At 67.7% G+C, this 14324-nt stretch carries 13 protein-coding genes; 8 read left to right on the forward strand and 5 right to left on the reverse strand.

All coding sequences use genetic code 11. The features are described 5' to 3' along the window. Positions 1-77: 77 nt before the first annotated feature. Together EPN51_RS24970 and EPN51_RS24975 are read right to left on the reverse strand one after the other, a co-directional pair. The gene (locus tag EPN51_RS24970) at positions 78-962 is read right to left on the reverse strand and encodes a hypothetical protein (RefSeq protein ID WP_293048159.1); all 885 of its coding nucleotides are present in this window, start codon (positions 960-962) and stop codon (positions 78-80) included. 16 nt (positions 963-978) lie between these two features. Next, positions 979-1755 carry an SDR family oxidoreductase gene (locus tag EPN51_RS24975; protein ID WP_293048162.1) on the reverse strand — a complete coding sequence of 259 codons (777 nt, stop codon included), beginning with the start codon at positions 1753-1755 and terminating at the stop codon, positions 979-981. Positions 1756-1844: 89 nt separating this feature from the next. Here EPN51_RS24975 and EPN51_RS24980 point away from each other — a divergent pair, with 89 nt between their 5' ends. The 6 genes from EPN51_RS24980 (at position 1845) to EPN51_RS25005 (ending at position 7965) form a co-directional block, all read left to right on the forward strand. Next, positions 1845-2444, forward strand: a complete 600-nt coding sequence (locus EPN51_RS24980; RefSeq protein ID WP_293048165.1) for a TetR/AcrR family transcriptional regulator — start codon at positions 1845-1847, stop codon at positions 2442-2444. A gap of 2 nt (positions 2445-2446) precedes the next feature. Then, positions 2447-3535, forward strand: coding sequence for a phosphotransferase (locus EPN51_RS24985; protein ID WP_293048168.1), 1089 nt, complete (start codon positions 2447-2449; stop codon positions 3533-3535). Between the two features lie 315 nt (positions 3536-3850). Further along, positions 3851-5707, forward strand: a complete 1857-nt coding sequence (gene dnaK, locus EPN51_RS24990) for a molecular chaperone DnaK (protein WP_293048171.1) — start codon at positions 3851-3853, stop codon at positions 5705-5707. Then, positions 5704-6351, forward strand: coding sequence for a nucleotide exchange factor GrpE (gene grpE, locus EPN51_RS24995; RefSeq protein ID WP_293048174.1), 648 nt, complete (start codon positions 5704-5706; stop codon positions 6349-6351). Before dnaK ends, grpE begins: the two co-directional genes overlap by 4 nt. A gap of 49 nt (positions 6352-6400) precedes the next feature. Continuing rightward, positions 6401-7579 carry a molecular chaperone DnaJ gene (dnaJ, locus tag EPN51_RS25000; protein WP_293048176.1) on the forward strand — a complete coding sequence of 393 codons (1179 nt, stop codon included), beginning with the start codon at positions 6401-6403 and terminating at the stop codon, positions 7577-7579. Then, positions 7579-7965, forward strand: coding sequence for a helix-turn-helix domain-containing protein (locus EPN51_RS25005; protein WP_293048178.1), 387 nt, complete (start codon positions 7579-7581; stop codon positions 7963-7965). Before dnaJ ends, EPN51_RS25005 begins: the two co-directional genes overlap by 1 nt. On the opposite strand, the gene EPN51_RS25010 is transcribed toward EPN51_RS25005, so the two are convergent. Genes EPN51_RS25010 through EPN51_RS25020 form a run of 3 tightly spaced genes read right to left on the reverse strand, consistent with a single transcriptional unit; the run spans position 7962 to position 10533 of the window. Beyond that, on the reverse strand, positions 7962-8867 hold the full coding sequence (locus EPN51_RS25010; RefSeq protein WP_293048180.1) for an aldose 1-epimerase: 906 nt from the start codon (positions 8865-8867) through the stop codon (positions 7962-7964). The genes EPN51_RS25005 and EPN51_RS25010 overlap by 4 nt on opposite strands. Positions 8868-8869: 2 nt before the next feature. After that, on the reverse strand, positions 8870-10060 hold the full coding sequence (locus tag EPN51_RS25015; RefSeq protein WP_293048183.1) for an FAD-binding oxidoreductase: 1191 nt from the start codon (positions 10058-10060) through the stop codon (positions 8870-8872). 32 nt (positions 10061-10092) lie between these two features. Continuing rightward, positions 10093-10533, reverse strand: a complete 441-nt coding sequence (locus tag EPN51_RS25020; RefSeq protein ID WP_293048185.1) for a DUF3060 domain-containing protein — start codon at positions 10531-10533, stop codon at positions 10093-10095. Positions 10534-10666: 133 nt separating this feature from the next. Here EPN51_RS25020 and clpB point away from each other — a divergent pair, with 133 nt between their 5' ends. Both clpB and ttfA read left to right on the forward strand, forming a co-directional pair. After that, positions 10667-13213 (forward strand): ATP-dependent chaperone ClpB, encoded by a 2547-nt coding sequence (gene clpB, locus EPN51_RS25025; RefSeq protein WP_293048187.1) that lies wholly within the window; start codon positions 10667-10669, stop codon positions 13211-13213. 181 nt (positions 13214-13394) lie between these two features. Further along, positions 13395-14273, forward strand: a complete 879-nt coding sequence (gene ttfA, locus EPN51_RS25030; RefSeq protein WP_293048189.1) for a trehalose monomycolate transport factor TtfA — start codon at positions 13395-13397, stop codon at positions 14271-14273. Positions 14274-14324 lie beyond the last annotated feature (51 nt).

A 14324-nucleotide genomic window follows, 5' to 3' on the forward strand; every position in this document is an offset into this window, starting at 1 on the left:
GCGCGAGTTTTCGGGGAATGACGGATTATCGGACGGCGATAACGGGGTGTCCCGGCTGAGGGCGGGGATCACGCTCTTTAGAAGAGTTGCCGTACCGTGCCGTGCTCGGCGACGCCGTAGCCGGGCGAGCCGTCGGGGAGCGCAAAAGGCGCGAACTCGTCGTACGCGCTCATGGTCGGCCCGTGGCGCTCCCAGCTCATCGGGATCCAGAAGCCGCCGCGCCGGCCCTGCGAACGCATCGACAGCTCGGTGCCGTCGTCGAGCGTGGCGATCACCTCGGCAGCCAGGCCGCTGGCATCGCGCACCACGCCCAGACCGGTCACCGACTGCACGCCATCGGCGCGAAGGACGAACCCGTCGACGCGTTCGGGGACGTCGTCGGCAAAGAATCGCATCGCGGTGATCGAGAAGTCCTTGAATGTCGCGAAGTACCAGAAGTACTCCTTGATGTTGATCGACTCGTCGCGGTAACCCCAGGTGCGGTCACGGATTCCCGTCGCATTGAGTACGGTCTCATGACCCTTGATCGTGACTGGCCCTTTGAGATCGACCGTCACCTGGAAGTGCTCGACGGGAGCGCCGTTCATCGGCGGGATGACGTGATTGACGGCGTAATCCGCCACCGCCAGGCGAGGGGTAGCTCGCAGGTCCAGTGTCAACTCCGGATGATCGACCCGGATGTGGCCGCTGAGGTCGAACTCGATGGACTCACTGCGGTATGACGCCGGCGGCAACTCCTCGATGACCTCAATGGCGATGCCGCCGACGGACAGGCTGCAGCGGGCCCGCCTGCCTTCGGCGTTGGGAGACGTCGACATGTGCACAATGCCGAAGGCGTCCCGGGCCGCATCCCAGAAGGCGACGTAGGCGTTGTCCTTCCAGGCGGCTTTGCCGTCGCCGTGGGGAACGACGGTGTGCAGAGGCGTTGCGAGCACGTCCCAGTCGATCGTGGTGTTGGTCACGGGAAAACCTTTCGCATTAGTGGATTCCGGCCAGTAGGCCGTCAGTCAGATAGCTCGGAAGGGCACGAAGGTGATGGGCGGGTGCGACGAGAGCCGGCATGACGACCGAGCCGCGACCGCGGTCGACCACGCGCACGACCCGGGCCGCCACATCGGCGGGATCCAGCGCGGGCAGCTTGTCGAACCGACGAGCGATGCGTGCGCCGACGGGATCCCGGGACAGCTCGTCGATCATGTCTGTGGCGACCAGACCCAGAACGACGGGATGCGCTGAGACTCCGGTGTTCTTGAGCTCACGCTGCAGCGCGCGGGTGGCATGCGTGAGCCCACTCTTGCTCGCGCAGTACGGAACCTGATTGCGCAGGGCCAGCTCGCCTGCAACCGAGGAGATGTTGACGACGGCGCCGTGGCGCCGCTCCAACATGAACGGCAAGACCTGCCGTATCAGCTCCATCGGTGTCACCAGGTTGGTGGTCAGGATGCTGCGGAGTGCTCTGGCATCGGTCCCCGCGAGCACCTGCGCCCGGTTGAGGCCGGCGTTGTTGATCAGCACATCCACCGGACCCGCCGTCGAGGCCGCGCGCTCGATGAGCCCATCCACTTCCGCGGCGACCGACAGGTCTACGGCGAGGGTGCGCCACGACCGCGCGGTGAGCGCGTCGAGCCGAGCTCCCGGCCGCGCCACTGCGGTGATGGTCGCCCCGGCCGCCGCGAATGCATCGGCGAGGGCCAGGCCGATTCCCCGGGTCGCTCCCGTGACGACGACGTGCGCTCCGGCGAGGTGCACAGGCATGTCCTCCCGATCGGACATTTCAGTGTGACAAAAGAACAGTTCCTGTCATACTGTACCGATACGTGGATCACATAGCTACGGGAGGGGTCATGACGGAGACCGAATCCCTCACCACTCATGAGCGCATCGTCCGCGCTGCGACGGTGTGCTTTCGCCGCTGGGGCGTGGAGAAGACGTCGATGAGCGACATCGCCGCCGAGGCGAACCTGCGACGCCCGCAGCTCTACCGACACGTGGAGAGCAAGGAAGCGTTGATCGTGACCACGATCGTCCACGCGGCCGAAGAGCTGAGCCGCCGACGGCTGGCTGAACTGCCGATCGAGGGCCCCGCGACGGACCTCATCGTCAAATCACTGGTCATGGGCCATGACGATCTCCTCGCCGACGCCTTCGCTTCCCACCTCATCGGCGATGGTGCACGCACCTTCCTCCGGCTGCTCGGCGGGGATTCCGGACTACGAGAAGCCCAGCAGCTGTGGTGGGTTCCGGTCATCACCTACGGCCAGGAACGCGGTGAACTGCGCCGAGACCTGGACGTCGACGAGATCACCGACTGGTTCTTGATGTCCCAGATCGCCATGGTCGAACACGCCGAGCGCTACCCCACCCGGGACTCGGTCCGACGTCACCTGAGGACCTTCATCGTGCCGGCGGTTGCGGCACACGCCGAACCCGCACCGAGGAAATGACAATGGCTGACCTCACCGACACGATCGATGAACTCACCCCCGCCTGGTTCACCGACGCACTGCGCGAAACCGGCTCGCTGGCACCCGATTCCGAGGTGATCGGGGTCGACGCCCACCGCTTCGGCGTCGGCGGACAATTGGCCACCGTAGTCCGTGCGGAACTCGAGTATTCGAACCCGAATGCCGGCCCGCGGTCAGTGATCGTCAAACAACCGTCCGTCGACGAAGGCAGCCGACAGATGGGCATCGGATTGGGGATGTACCTATCCGAGATCCGGTTCTACGAGGACGTCGCCCACAGGGTCGGCATCACCGTGCCGCACCGGCATTGGAGTCGACTCGACCCGCAAAGCGGACGGTTCACGCTGGTGATCGAGGACCTCTCCGGGCGCGCCGAACCGGGCGACATGCTGGTCGGCGCGACCGACGAACAAATCCGTGCCGTGCTCGCGGAGGTGGTCAAGCTGCAAGCTCCCCTGTGGAACGACCCCTGGCTCCTGGACCAGCAGTGGATGACCGACCTGACCCCGTCGCGGATGCTGTTCGGCGCCGTACCGCACTTGATCGAATCGTTCATAGAGCGGTTCGGCGATCGACTCCCGGTCGAGGATCTCGACCTCATCCGTGCGGTGGGGCAGCACTCGCCCGAGGCGGTGGACCTCATCTGGAGTCCGCCGTTCGTCGTCGGACACGGTGACTTCCGATTGGACAACATGATCTTCGGGCACCGCGGCGAAGCGCCGCCGGTTTGCCTGCTGGACTGGCAGACCTGCGGGATCGCGACACCCGGGCTGGACGTCGCAGTGTTCCTCTCCACATGTGTCGACATCGAACGGCGCCGTTCGCAGGAGAAGGACTTGCTCTGCGCATGGGTGGACGGGCTTGCGGCAGCGGGCGTCACAGACTTCGGATTCGAAGCCGCGTACACGAGCTACCGCGTGGCGTCGCTCTACCCCTTGCTGATGTGCGTTGCGACGGCGACGACGCTGGAACAGACCGATCGAGGTGACCGCATGTGGGCACAAGTCATCGCAGGCGCCGTGGCGCTCGCCCGTGACACCGACGCGGCCGCGCTCGTGGGCGCGGACTGACGTACGCGAGCGACACCTACCGCCGGGGCACGGGCCGCGGCCAGGCCGATGCCGGATGGTGCGCCCGGGACCAGCGCCGTCTCGGCACTGAGCTGTCCCATCGTCGTCTTCTTCGTAAGGTGCAGCCGGCCGGTCGCGAATTCATCCCCGGCCCCCGGGAACAACGCGCGACCGCGGGCCGTTAACATGATCGACAAGTTGAGTGAGCAAGGCTCAAGTCTGGTTGACAGCCCACGGCCCCCAGGGGCAGGCTTGAGCGGGGTTCACTCAGCATAGTGGCACCAAAGAAGCTCTACACAATCAGGAGGAATCACTATGGCTCGTGCGGTCGGTATCGACCTCGGGACCACCAACTCCGTCGTCGCAGTCCTCGAGGGTGGTGACCCCGTCGTCGTCGCCAACTCCGAGGGCTCGCGGACCACCCCGTCCGTCGTCGCATTCGCGCGCAACGGCGAGGTGCTCGTCGGCCAGCCCGCCAAGAACCAGGCGGTCACCAACGTCGACCGCACCATCCGTTCGGTCAAGCGGCACATGGGCACCGACTGGTCCATCGAGATCGATGACAAGAAATACACCGCTCAGGAGATCAGCGCGCGCGTGCTGATGAAGCTGAAGCGCGACGCCGAGGCGTACCTGGGTGAGGACGTCGCCGATGCGGTCGTCACCGTGCCGGCGTACTTCAACGACGCCCAGCGTCAGGCGACCAAGGAAGCCGGCCAGATCGCCGGCCTGAACGTGCTGCGCATCGTCAACGAGCCGACGGCCGCCGCACTGGCTTACGGCCTGGACAAGGGTGAGAAGGAACAGACCATCCTGGTCTTCGACCTCGGCGGCGGCACGTTCGACGTCTCGCTGCTCGAGATCGGCGAGGGCGTGGTCGAGGTCCGCGCCACCAGCGGTGACAACCACCTCGGTGGGGACGACTGGGATGACCGCGTCGTCGAGTGGCTCGTCGACAAGTTCAAGGGCACCAGTGGTATTGACCTGACCAAGGACAAGATGGCGATGCAGCGGCTGCGTGAGGCCGCGGAGAAGGCCAAGATCGAGCTCTCGAGTTCGCAGGGCACGTCGATCAACCTGCCTTACATCACCGTCGACGCGGACAAGAACCCACTGTTCCTCGACGAGCAGCTGACCCGCGCCGAATTCCAGCGCATCACACAGGATCTGCTGGACCGCACCCGTCAGCCCTTCCAGTCCGTGATCAAGGACGCCGGTATCTCGGTCTCCGAGATCGACCACGTGGTTTTGGTGGGTGGTTCCACCCGCATGCCCGCGGTGTCGGAGCTGGTCAAGGAGATGACCGGCGGCAAGGAGCCCAACAAGGGCGTCAACCCCGACGAGGTTGTGGCCGTGGGTGCCGCGCTGCAGGCGGGTGTGCTCAAGGGCGAGGTGAAAGACGTTCTGCTGCTTGATGTTACGCCGCTGAGTCTGGGTATTGAGACCAAGGGCGGCGTGATGACCAAGCTCATCGAACGCAACACCACGATCCCGACCAAGCGGTCGGAGACCTTCACCACGGCCGATGACAACCAGCCGTCGGTGCAGATCCAGGTGTATCAGGGTGAGCGCGAAATCGCTTCGCACAACAAGCTGCTCGGCTCCTTCGAGTTGACCGGCATCCCACCGGCGCCCCGCGGCGTCCCGCAGATCGAGGTCACCTTCGACATCGACGCCAACGGCATCGTGCACGTCACGGCCAAGGACAAGGGCACCGGCAAGGAGAACACGATCAAAATCCAGGAGGGCTCCGGCCTGTCCAAGGAGGAGATCGACCGGATGATCAAGGACGCCGAGGCGCACGCCGAGGAGGACCGTCAGCGTCGCGAGGAAGCCGACGTTCGCAACCAGGCGGAATCGCTGGTCTACCAGACGGAGAAGTTCGTCGCCGAACAACGGGGCGCCGAAGGCGTCTCGAAGGTTCCCGAGGACACGCTGTCCAAGGTCGACGCCGCGATCGCCGAGGCCAAGACGGCCCTGGCCGGCACCGACATCACCGCGATCAAGTCGGCGATGGAGAAGCTGGGCCAGGAGTCGCAGGCGCTCGGGCAGGCGATCTACGAGGCCACCCAGGGCGGCGCCGAGCACGCCGACGCGACCGGCGGGCCGTCGGGCTCCGCCGACGACGTCGTGGACGCGGAGGTGGTCGACGATGACCGGGAGTCCAAGTGACAGAAGGAAATCCACAGGAACAGGTGACCGTCACCGACAAGCGGCGAATCGATCCTGAGACCGGGGAAGTACGGCAGGTCCCTCCCGGCGGCACGCCGGGGGGGACGGCCTCGGGGGCGTTCACCGGTGAAAGCCCGGAGGAGGCCGGCAAGGCGGCCGAGTTGCTCGTCGATCTGCAGCGGGTCCAGGCCGACTTCGCCAACTACCGCAAGCGTGCGCTGCGTGACCAGCAGGCCGCGGCGGACCGGGCCAAGGCCACCGTCGTGAACCAATTGCTGGGCGTGCTCGACGATCTCGACCGGGCGCGCAAGCACGGCGACCTGGAGTCGGGCCCGCTGAAGGCGGTGGGCGACAAACTCCTAGGCGCGCTGATCGGGCTCGGCCTGACGGCGTTCGGCGAGGAGGGCGAAGACTTCGACCCGGTGCTACACGAAGCCGTTCAGCACGAGGGTGACGGCTCCCGCCCGGTGATCGGCACCGTCATGCGGCAGGGCTACAAGCTCGGCGATCAAATCCTGCGCCACGCCATGGTCGGCGTCGTCGACACGGTCGCCGATGGCAACGGCGAACCGGCCGCGACCGGTGAGGCTCAGGAAACCGGACCGGTCGAATCGGACGATAACGCCGGCACATCCGGTGACTAGACCACACAATCAGCACAACACGACGCCAGAGGTGAGGGGGTGACGCGACATGGCCCAGCGTGAATGGGTCGAAAAAGACTTCTACAAGGAGCTGGGCGTCTCCCCCGACGCCAGTCCCGAAGAGATTAAGCGCGCCTACCGCAAGCTGGCGCGCGATCTGCATCCGGACGCCAACCCGGACAATCCCGCCGCCGGTGAACGATTCAAAGCGGTGTCGGAGGCGCACAACGTGTTAGCCGACCCGGCCAAGCGCAAGGAATACGACGAAACCCGAAGGCTGTTCGCCGGCGGGGGTTTTGGCGGGCGCCGCTTCGACGGCGGGGGCTTCGGCGGCTTCAACGTCGGCGGCGATGGGGCGGAGTTCAACCTCAACGATTTGTTCGACGCCGCCGGCCGAAGCGGCGGCACCAACATCGGCGACCTGTTCGGTGGGTTGTTCGGGCGCGGCTCGGCCGCCCGTCCCAGCCGGCCGCGCCGCGGCAACGACCTCGAGACCGAGACCCAGCTGGATTTCGTCGAGGCCGCCAAGGGCGTGGCGATGCCGCTGCGGCTGACCAGCCCCGCGCCGTGCACCAACTGCCATGGCAGCGGGGCGCGGCCGGGCACCAGCCCGAAGGTGTGTCCCACCTGTAACGGCTCCGGCGTGATCAACCGCAACCAGGGGGCGTTCGGTTTCTCCGAGCCCTGCACCGATTGCCGGGGCAGCGGCTCGATCATCGAGCACCCCTGCGAGGAGTGCAAGGGCACCGGGGTCACCACCCGCACCCGCACCATCAACGTGCGGATCCCGCCCGGCGTCGAGGACGGACAGCGGATCCGACTGCCCGGCCAGGGTGAGGCCGGGTTGCGGGGTGCGCCGTCGGGCGACCTGTATGTGACGGTGCATGTGCGGCCGGACAAGGTGTTCGGGCGCGATGGCGACGACCTGACCGTGACCGTTCCGGTCAGCTTCACCGAATTGGCTTTGGGTTCAACGATTTCGGTACCCACACTGGACGGGAAAGTCGGTGTTCGGGTGCCCAAGGGGACCTCCGACGGCCGCATTCTGCGGGTGCGCGGACGTGGTGTGCCCAAGCGCAGCGGCGGCAACGGGGACCTGCTGGTCACCGTAAAGGTCGCCGTGCCACCGAATCTGGAGGGTGGAGCTCAGGAGGCGCTGGAGGCCTACGCGGCCGCCGAGCGCTCCAGTGGCTTTGACCCACGGGCTGGATGGGCGGGTAATCGGTGATGGCCAAGAACCACAAGGGGCACGAGGCCCGGACCTTCCTGATCTCGGTCGCCGCCGAGCTGGCCGGCATGCACGCCCAAACACTGCGCACCTACGACCGTCTCGGCCTGGTCAGCCCGCGCCGCACTACCGGTGGGGGACGCCGCTATTCGGAGCACGACGTGGACCTGCTGCGCGAGGTGCAACGGCTCTCGCAGGACGAGGGCGTCAACCTCGCCGGGATCAAGCGCATCATCGAGCTGACCAATCACGTGGAGGCGCTGCAGGCGCGGGTGCGGGAGCTGACCGAGGAGTTGGCGCAGACGCGGGTCAGCCAGCGCCGCGATGTGGCGGTGGTGCCCAAGAGCACCGCGCTGGTCGTGTGGCAGCCGCGCCGCGGGCGCTAGGCCACGCGGATCGAAAACTGCGTCACCGCCGGTTCGCCCGGCCGCGCACAGCGATAGCCGCCGCGGCGCAGCGCGTCGGTCGGCGCGGTCATCGGCTCGAAGCACACGATGGCCTTGCCGGGATCCTCGACCGCCGGCGCGAAGATCTGCGCCGCCGGATAGCCCCGCTCGAAATGCACCTCGAGGCGGCGTCCGCCGCCGGACACCGCGAACACCGCACCGTCGGTCACCCGGTCGTAGGCGTCGTCGAAAGTCTTGTCGCGCAACGCCTCTTCTCGTGCCAGCCGCGGTGTGGCCTCGCCGGTGGGCAGCCCCTTGTCGTCGAGGCGCAGGTGCCGCAGCGCCGGCGTCTCGATGATCCATTCGCCTCGGGGCACACCTGGCAGCTGCAGGTAGGGATGAAAGCCGAAGCACAGCGGCACCGCCGACGCGGCGGTGGCGGCGACCGTGGTCCGCACCGTCAGCGTCCGGTCAACCAGCCGCACCGCCACCGTCAGCACATGCGGATACGGGAAGCTTTCCAGCAGTCGCGGATCGGCGCCGAAATCCACCCGCGCGGTCAATTCGTTGGCGGTTTCGTCGGTCACCCGCCAGCCGGGATAGGCGGCCAGGACGCCGTGGATGGGCAGCCCGTTGGGGTCGGCACGCACCCCGTTTTCGCCCGGCGTCAGGGTGACCGTCGCGCCCTGCGCGGCATAGGTGTTCTCGCCCAACCGGTTTGCCCACGGATACAGGATCGGGATCCCCATCGTCTTGCCGTCGGTGATGTAGGCGTCCAGGCCGCGGCGCTGGCCGAGCAGCTCCACGCCCGCGTCGCTCAGCGACGTGCCGATCATGCCCGCCTCGGGGACGAACTGCGCGGTTACCGATGACTCGGGATCGCGCAGGGTGACGACATGCATGGCTACCTCCAGAGCGGGTCGTGCTGAATACGTTCGGGCGGAGCGCCTTTGGCGATCAGGGCGGACTTGGTGGCGCTGACCATCGCCGGCCCGCCGCAGATCAGGATCTGCCGGTCTCCCCAGCTGCCGTACTTGGTCACCACGTCGGGCAGCCGTCCGATCTGGTGCACGTGCAGGCCCCGCGGTGGGGTGACGTCGGCATAGTCGGCGGCCCAGGCCGGGTCGGCGTTGTACTCCGAGACCGGCGAGACCGACAGCCACGAATTGTGCGACGCGACCTGCCACAAGGTGGGCAGGTCGTAGAGTTCGCAGCGGTAGCGCGCGCCGAGGAACAGATGTATTCGGGGGTTCACCGCGTACCGGGCCAGGTCCATGATCAGCGCGCGCAGCGGCGCCAGACCCGTGCTGCCCGCGACCATCAGCACGTCGCCGCCCTCTCGGTCGACCCTCAGGCCGCCGTGCGGGCTGGACAGCCGCCACCGGTCACCGGGCCGGGTCTCGTTGACGATCGCGGTGCTGACCAGGCCGCCGGGGACCAGGCGGACGTGGAACTCGATCCCGCCGCCGGGATCGGCCGGGATGGCGGGGCTCAGATACCGCCAGCGGCGCGGGCATTGCGGGACATGGGCGTTGACGTATTGCCCGGGGTGGTAGTGCATGGGCTGGTCGAGCTGCAGCCGCACCACCGCCAGATCCCGGGACACCCGCAGGTGCTCGATGACGGTGCCGTCCCACCAGGCGGGTCCCTCGTCGGCGTCCGCGGCGCCGCTCATCACCCCGGTGATCAGGTTCAGCGACTGCCGGGCCGCCTCGTCGACGGCGCCGGTCCAGGCCGCACCCAGGTGAGAGCGCAGCGTCGCCAACAGCGCGCGACCCAGGGTTTCGTAATGATGCGGCAGCACACCGTATTTGCGATGGTCCCGTCCGAGTTGGGCCAAAAACGCCACCGGTTCCCGGGCGCGCCGCGCCACCAGCTCGCCGTACACCCAGTGCAGCGCATGGCCGAAAGCGACGCGCTGGGCTCCCATTTCGGGTGGGAACAGATCGCGCACCGAGGCATCGAGGGCGAACCAGTGGGTGTAGAAGCGGTGGACGAGGTCGCCGGAATCACCCTGGGAGCCCGGGCAGCCCGCGTCGCCCGGTTCGAAGGCGTCGCGCAGCACGCGCAACGCCTGGACGTCCTCTAGGCTCACGGGCCCCGATTCTAGGCTCGGATGCCGGTGACTCAGCCTTGCCGGACGATGTTGGCGGTCCCCGCGTTGACGATCTGGGGTGAACCCCAGTGGTAGAGAACGACGTTGCCGGTTCCGGATGTGCTCACCGCGTCCGTGCTGTCGACCGTGACGCGATTGCGGTTGCCCGAGACGGTGACGCTGGCGCAGTGGCCGGTGAAGGTGATCGTGTTGTTCTTTCCGCTCACCGACAGATAGCCGGCGTGGCAGGGCAGCGTCTTGGTCGCACCGGCGCCGCTGACCTGCAGCGTCCCGGCATCCGGCACCTCAGTCGACTGGTTGCCGTTGGCGGGGTCGGTGCGCAACCCGACCGAGACGAGGCCGGCGAGCGCCAGTCCGGCGGCGAGGGCGGCCAGCCATAAGCGGGTGCCTCGGCGCGGGGTTCCGGCGAGCTGGGCGCCGGCCTGGTCGGGGTGCTCCGTCGTCTGCGTCATCGCCACGTGGGTACCCCGTACGCCATAGCGCCCAAAACTCGGTAGAGTTGAGCGGAACAGACTCAACCTTGACGATGTTGAACAAGCAGACAAACATTTCTGCCAGCTCCTTTTCGACCCGAATGGAGGTGTCGTGGACTCTTTCAACCCGACCACCAAGACCCAGGCGGCGCTGACCTCGGCGCTGCAGGCGGCCTCGGCCGCCGGCAACCCCGAGATCCGGCCCGCTCACCTGTTGATGGCCTTGCTGACGCAGGCGGACGGCATCGCCGTGCCGCTGCTTCAGGCCGTGGGCGTCGAGCCCGCCACCATCCGCGCCGAGGCCGAGCGCCTGCTGGAGCAGCTGCCGCAGACCAGCGGCGCCAGCTCGCAACCGCAGCTGTCCCGCGAGTCGCTGGCCGCCATCACCACCGCCCAGCAACTGGCCACCGAGATGGACGACGAATACGTCTCCACCGAACACCTGATGGTGGGCCTGGCCACCGGTGACTCCGAGGTCGCCAAGCTGCTGACCGGCCATGGCGCGTCGCCGCAGGCCCTGCGCGACGGCTTCGTCAAGGTACGCGGCAGCGCCCGCGTCACCAGCCCCGAGCCGGAGGCCACCTATCAGGCGCTGGAGAAGTACTCCACCGACCTGACCGCGCGCGCCCGCGAAGGCAAACTCGACCCGGTCATCGGGCGTGACAACGAGATTCGCCGCGTCGTGCAGGTGCTGTCGCGTCGCACCAAGAACAACCCGGTGCTGATCGGCGAGCCCGGCGTCGGCAAGACCGCGATCGTCGAGGGCCTGGCCCAGCGCATCGTGGCCGGTGACGTGCCCGAGAGCCTGCGTGACAAGACCGTCGTCAGCCTGGACCTCGGCTCGATGGTGGCCGGCGCGAAGTACCGCGGCGAGTTCGAGGAGCGCCTCAAGGCCGTCCTCGACGACATCAAGAACTCCGCCGGCCAGATCATCACCTTCATCGACGAGCTGCACACCATCGTCGGCGCCGGCGCGACCGGCGAGGGGGCGATGGACGCCGGCAACATGATCAAGCCGATGCTGGCCCGCGGCGAGCTGCGGCTGGTCGGCGCCACCACGCTCGACGAGTACCGCAAGTACATCGAGAAGGACGCCGCGCTGGAGCGCCGCTTCCAGCAGGTGCTGGTCGGCGAGCCGTCGGTGGAGGACACCGTCGGCATCCTGCGCGGGCTCAAGGACCGCTACGAGGTGCACCACGGTGTGCGCATCACCGACTCGGCCCTGGTGGCCGCGGCGACGCTGTCCGACCGCTACATCACGGCACGCTTCCTGCCGGACAAGGCCATCGACCTGGTCGACGAGGCCGCCAGCCGGCTGAAGATGGAGATCGACTCGCGGCCCGTCGAGATCGACGAGGTCGAGCGCCTGGTGCGCCGGCTCGAGATCGAAGAGATGGCGCTGGCCAAGGAGGAGGACGAGGCCTCGGCGGAGCGGCTGGACAAGCTGCGCTCCGAGCTGGCCGACCAGAAAGAAAAGTTGGCGGAGCTGACGACCCGCTGGCAGAACGAGAAGAACGCGATCGACGTCGTGCGTGAGCTCAAGGAACAGCTCGAGGCGCTGCGCGGGGAGTCCGAGCGCGCCGAGCGCGACGGCGATCTGGCCAAGGCCGCCGAGCTGCGCTACGGCCGCATCCCCGAGGTCGAGAAGAAGCTCGACGCCGCGCTGCCGCAGGCCGAGGCCCGCGAGAACATGATGCTCAAGGAGGAGGTCGGACCCGACGACATCGCCGATGTGGTGTCGGCGTGGACCGGCATCCCGGCCGGCCGGATGCTCGAAGGCGAGACCGCGAAACTGCTGCGCATGGAAGACGAGCTGGGTAAGCGCGTCATCGGGCAGCGCAAGGCGGTGGCGGCGGTGTCCGACGCCGTGCGGCGTGCGCGGGCCGGTGTCGCCGACCCCAACCGGCCGACCGGATCGTTCATGTTCCTCGGCCCGACCGGTGTCGGTAAGACCGAGCTGGCCAAGGCGCTGGCGGAGTTCTTGTTCGACGACGAACGCGCGATGGTCCGCATCGACATGAGCGAATACGGCGAGAAGCACTCGGTGGCCCGCCTGGTCGGCGCCCCTCCCGGTTACATCGGCTACGACCAGGGCGGTCAGCTGACCGAGGCGGTGCGGCGGCGTCCGTACACGGTGATCCTGTTCGACGAGATCGAAAAAGCGCACCCGGACGTGTTCGACGTGCTGTTGCAGGTGCTCGACGAGGGCAGGCTCACCGACGGGCAGGGCCGCACGGTCGACTTCCGCAACACCATCCTGATCCTGACGTCCAACCTGGGATCGGGTGGCACCGAGGAGCAGGTGATGGCCGCGGTGCGGTCGGCGTTCAAGCCGGAGTTCATCAACCGGCTCGACGACGTCATCGTCTTCCACGGCCTCGAGCCCGGTGAGCTGGTGGCCATCGTCGACATCCAGTTGGCCCAGCTGCAGAAGCGGCTGGCCCAGCGCCGCCTCACGCTGGAGGTGTCGCTGCCGGCCAAGCAGTGGCTGGCGCATCGCGGATTCGACCCGGTCTACGGGGCGCGGCCATTGCGCCGGCTGCTGCAGCAGGCCATCGGCGACCAGCTGGCCAAGCAGTTGTTGGCCGGCGACGTGCACGACGGTGACACCGTTCCGGTCAACGTCAGCCCGGACGGCGACTCGCTGATCCTGGGGTAGCGGGTCGCCACCATTGGGCCAGTCGCGCTCGAACGTCGACTTGTTGGGGGCATTTCGCGCCAACCGCCCAACAAGTCGACGTTCGGCGCAGCCGCACACCAGCGGGGCGCAGCAAACCTTGATTGGGTTGTGACCTGGTCGCCTTCTGTGTTCCGGGCCGATAGCAGATACCCTGTTTTGGATGGTCCCCCTCTGGTTCACGCTGTCCGCGCTGTGCTTTGTCGGCGCGGGGGTGCTGCTGTATGTCGATGTCGATCGTCGGCGCGGGCGCAGCAGACGCCGTAAGTCGTGGGCGCGGTCGCACGGCTTCGACTACGAGCGCGAATCGACCGACATCCTCAAGCGCTGGAAGCGCGGTGTCATGTCGACGGTCGGCGACGTGGCCGCCCACAACGTGGTGCTCGGCCAGATCCGCGGCGAGGCCGTCTACATCTTCGACCTCGAGGAAGTCGCCACCGTGATCGCGCTGCACCGCAAGGTGGGCACCAACGTCGTGGTGGACCTGCGGCTCAAGGGGCTCAAAGAGCCACGGGAAAGCGACATTTGGCTGTTGGGTGCGATCGGGCCGCGAATGGTGTACTCCACCAATCTGGATGCCGCCCGCCGCGCCTGTGACCGCCGCATGGTCACTTTCGCCCACACCGCACCGGACTCGGCCGAGATCATGTGGAACGAGCAGAACTGGACGCTGGTCGCCATGCCGATCACGAGCACCCGCACCCAATGGGACGAGGGGCTGCGCACCGTGCGTCAGTTCAACGACCTGCTGCGGGTGCTGCCGCCGCTGCCGGAGGAGACCCCGCAGGAGGCCGGACCGCCGGCCGGACTGCGCAACGCGTCGCCGAGCCGGCCGTTGGCGCCGGCGGGCCGCGCCGAGCTGCCGCCCAGGCGCGCGCAGCAGGACGTGGCCGGGCTGCTCGGCCCCGATGTCGCGCCCGGCCGCCGCGCCCCCGAGCCGGTGCGCCGCGACCAGCCGCGGCCGGAGGGACGCCCGGATACGCTGCGCCGCCCACCGTCGACCGGGCGCAACGGCCACCAGGCCAGCAACTATCAGCGCTGACGGCGAGCCTCGGGTAGCCCAGGGGCTGATGGCGCCGCCGTCATTAAGATG

Source organism: Mycobacterium sp. (assembly GCF_004298145.1).
Lineage (GTDB): Bacteria > Actinomycetota > Actinomycetes > Mycobacteriales > Mycobacteriaceae > Mycobacterium.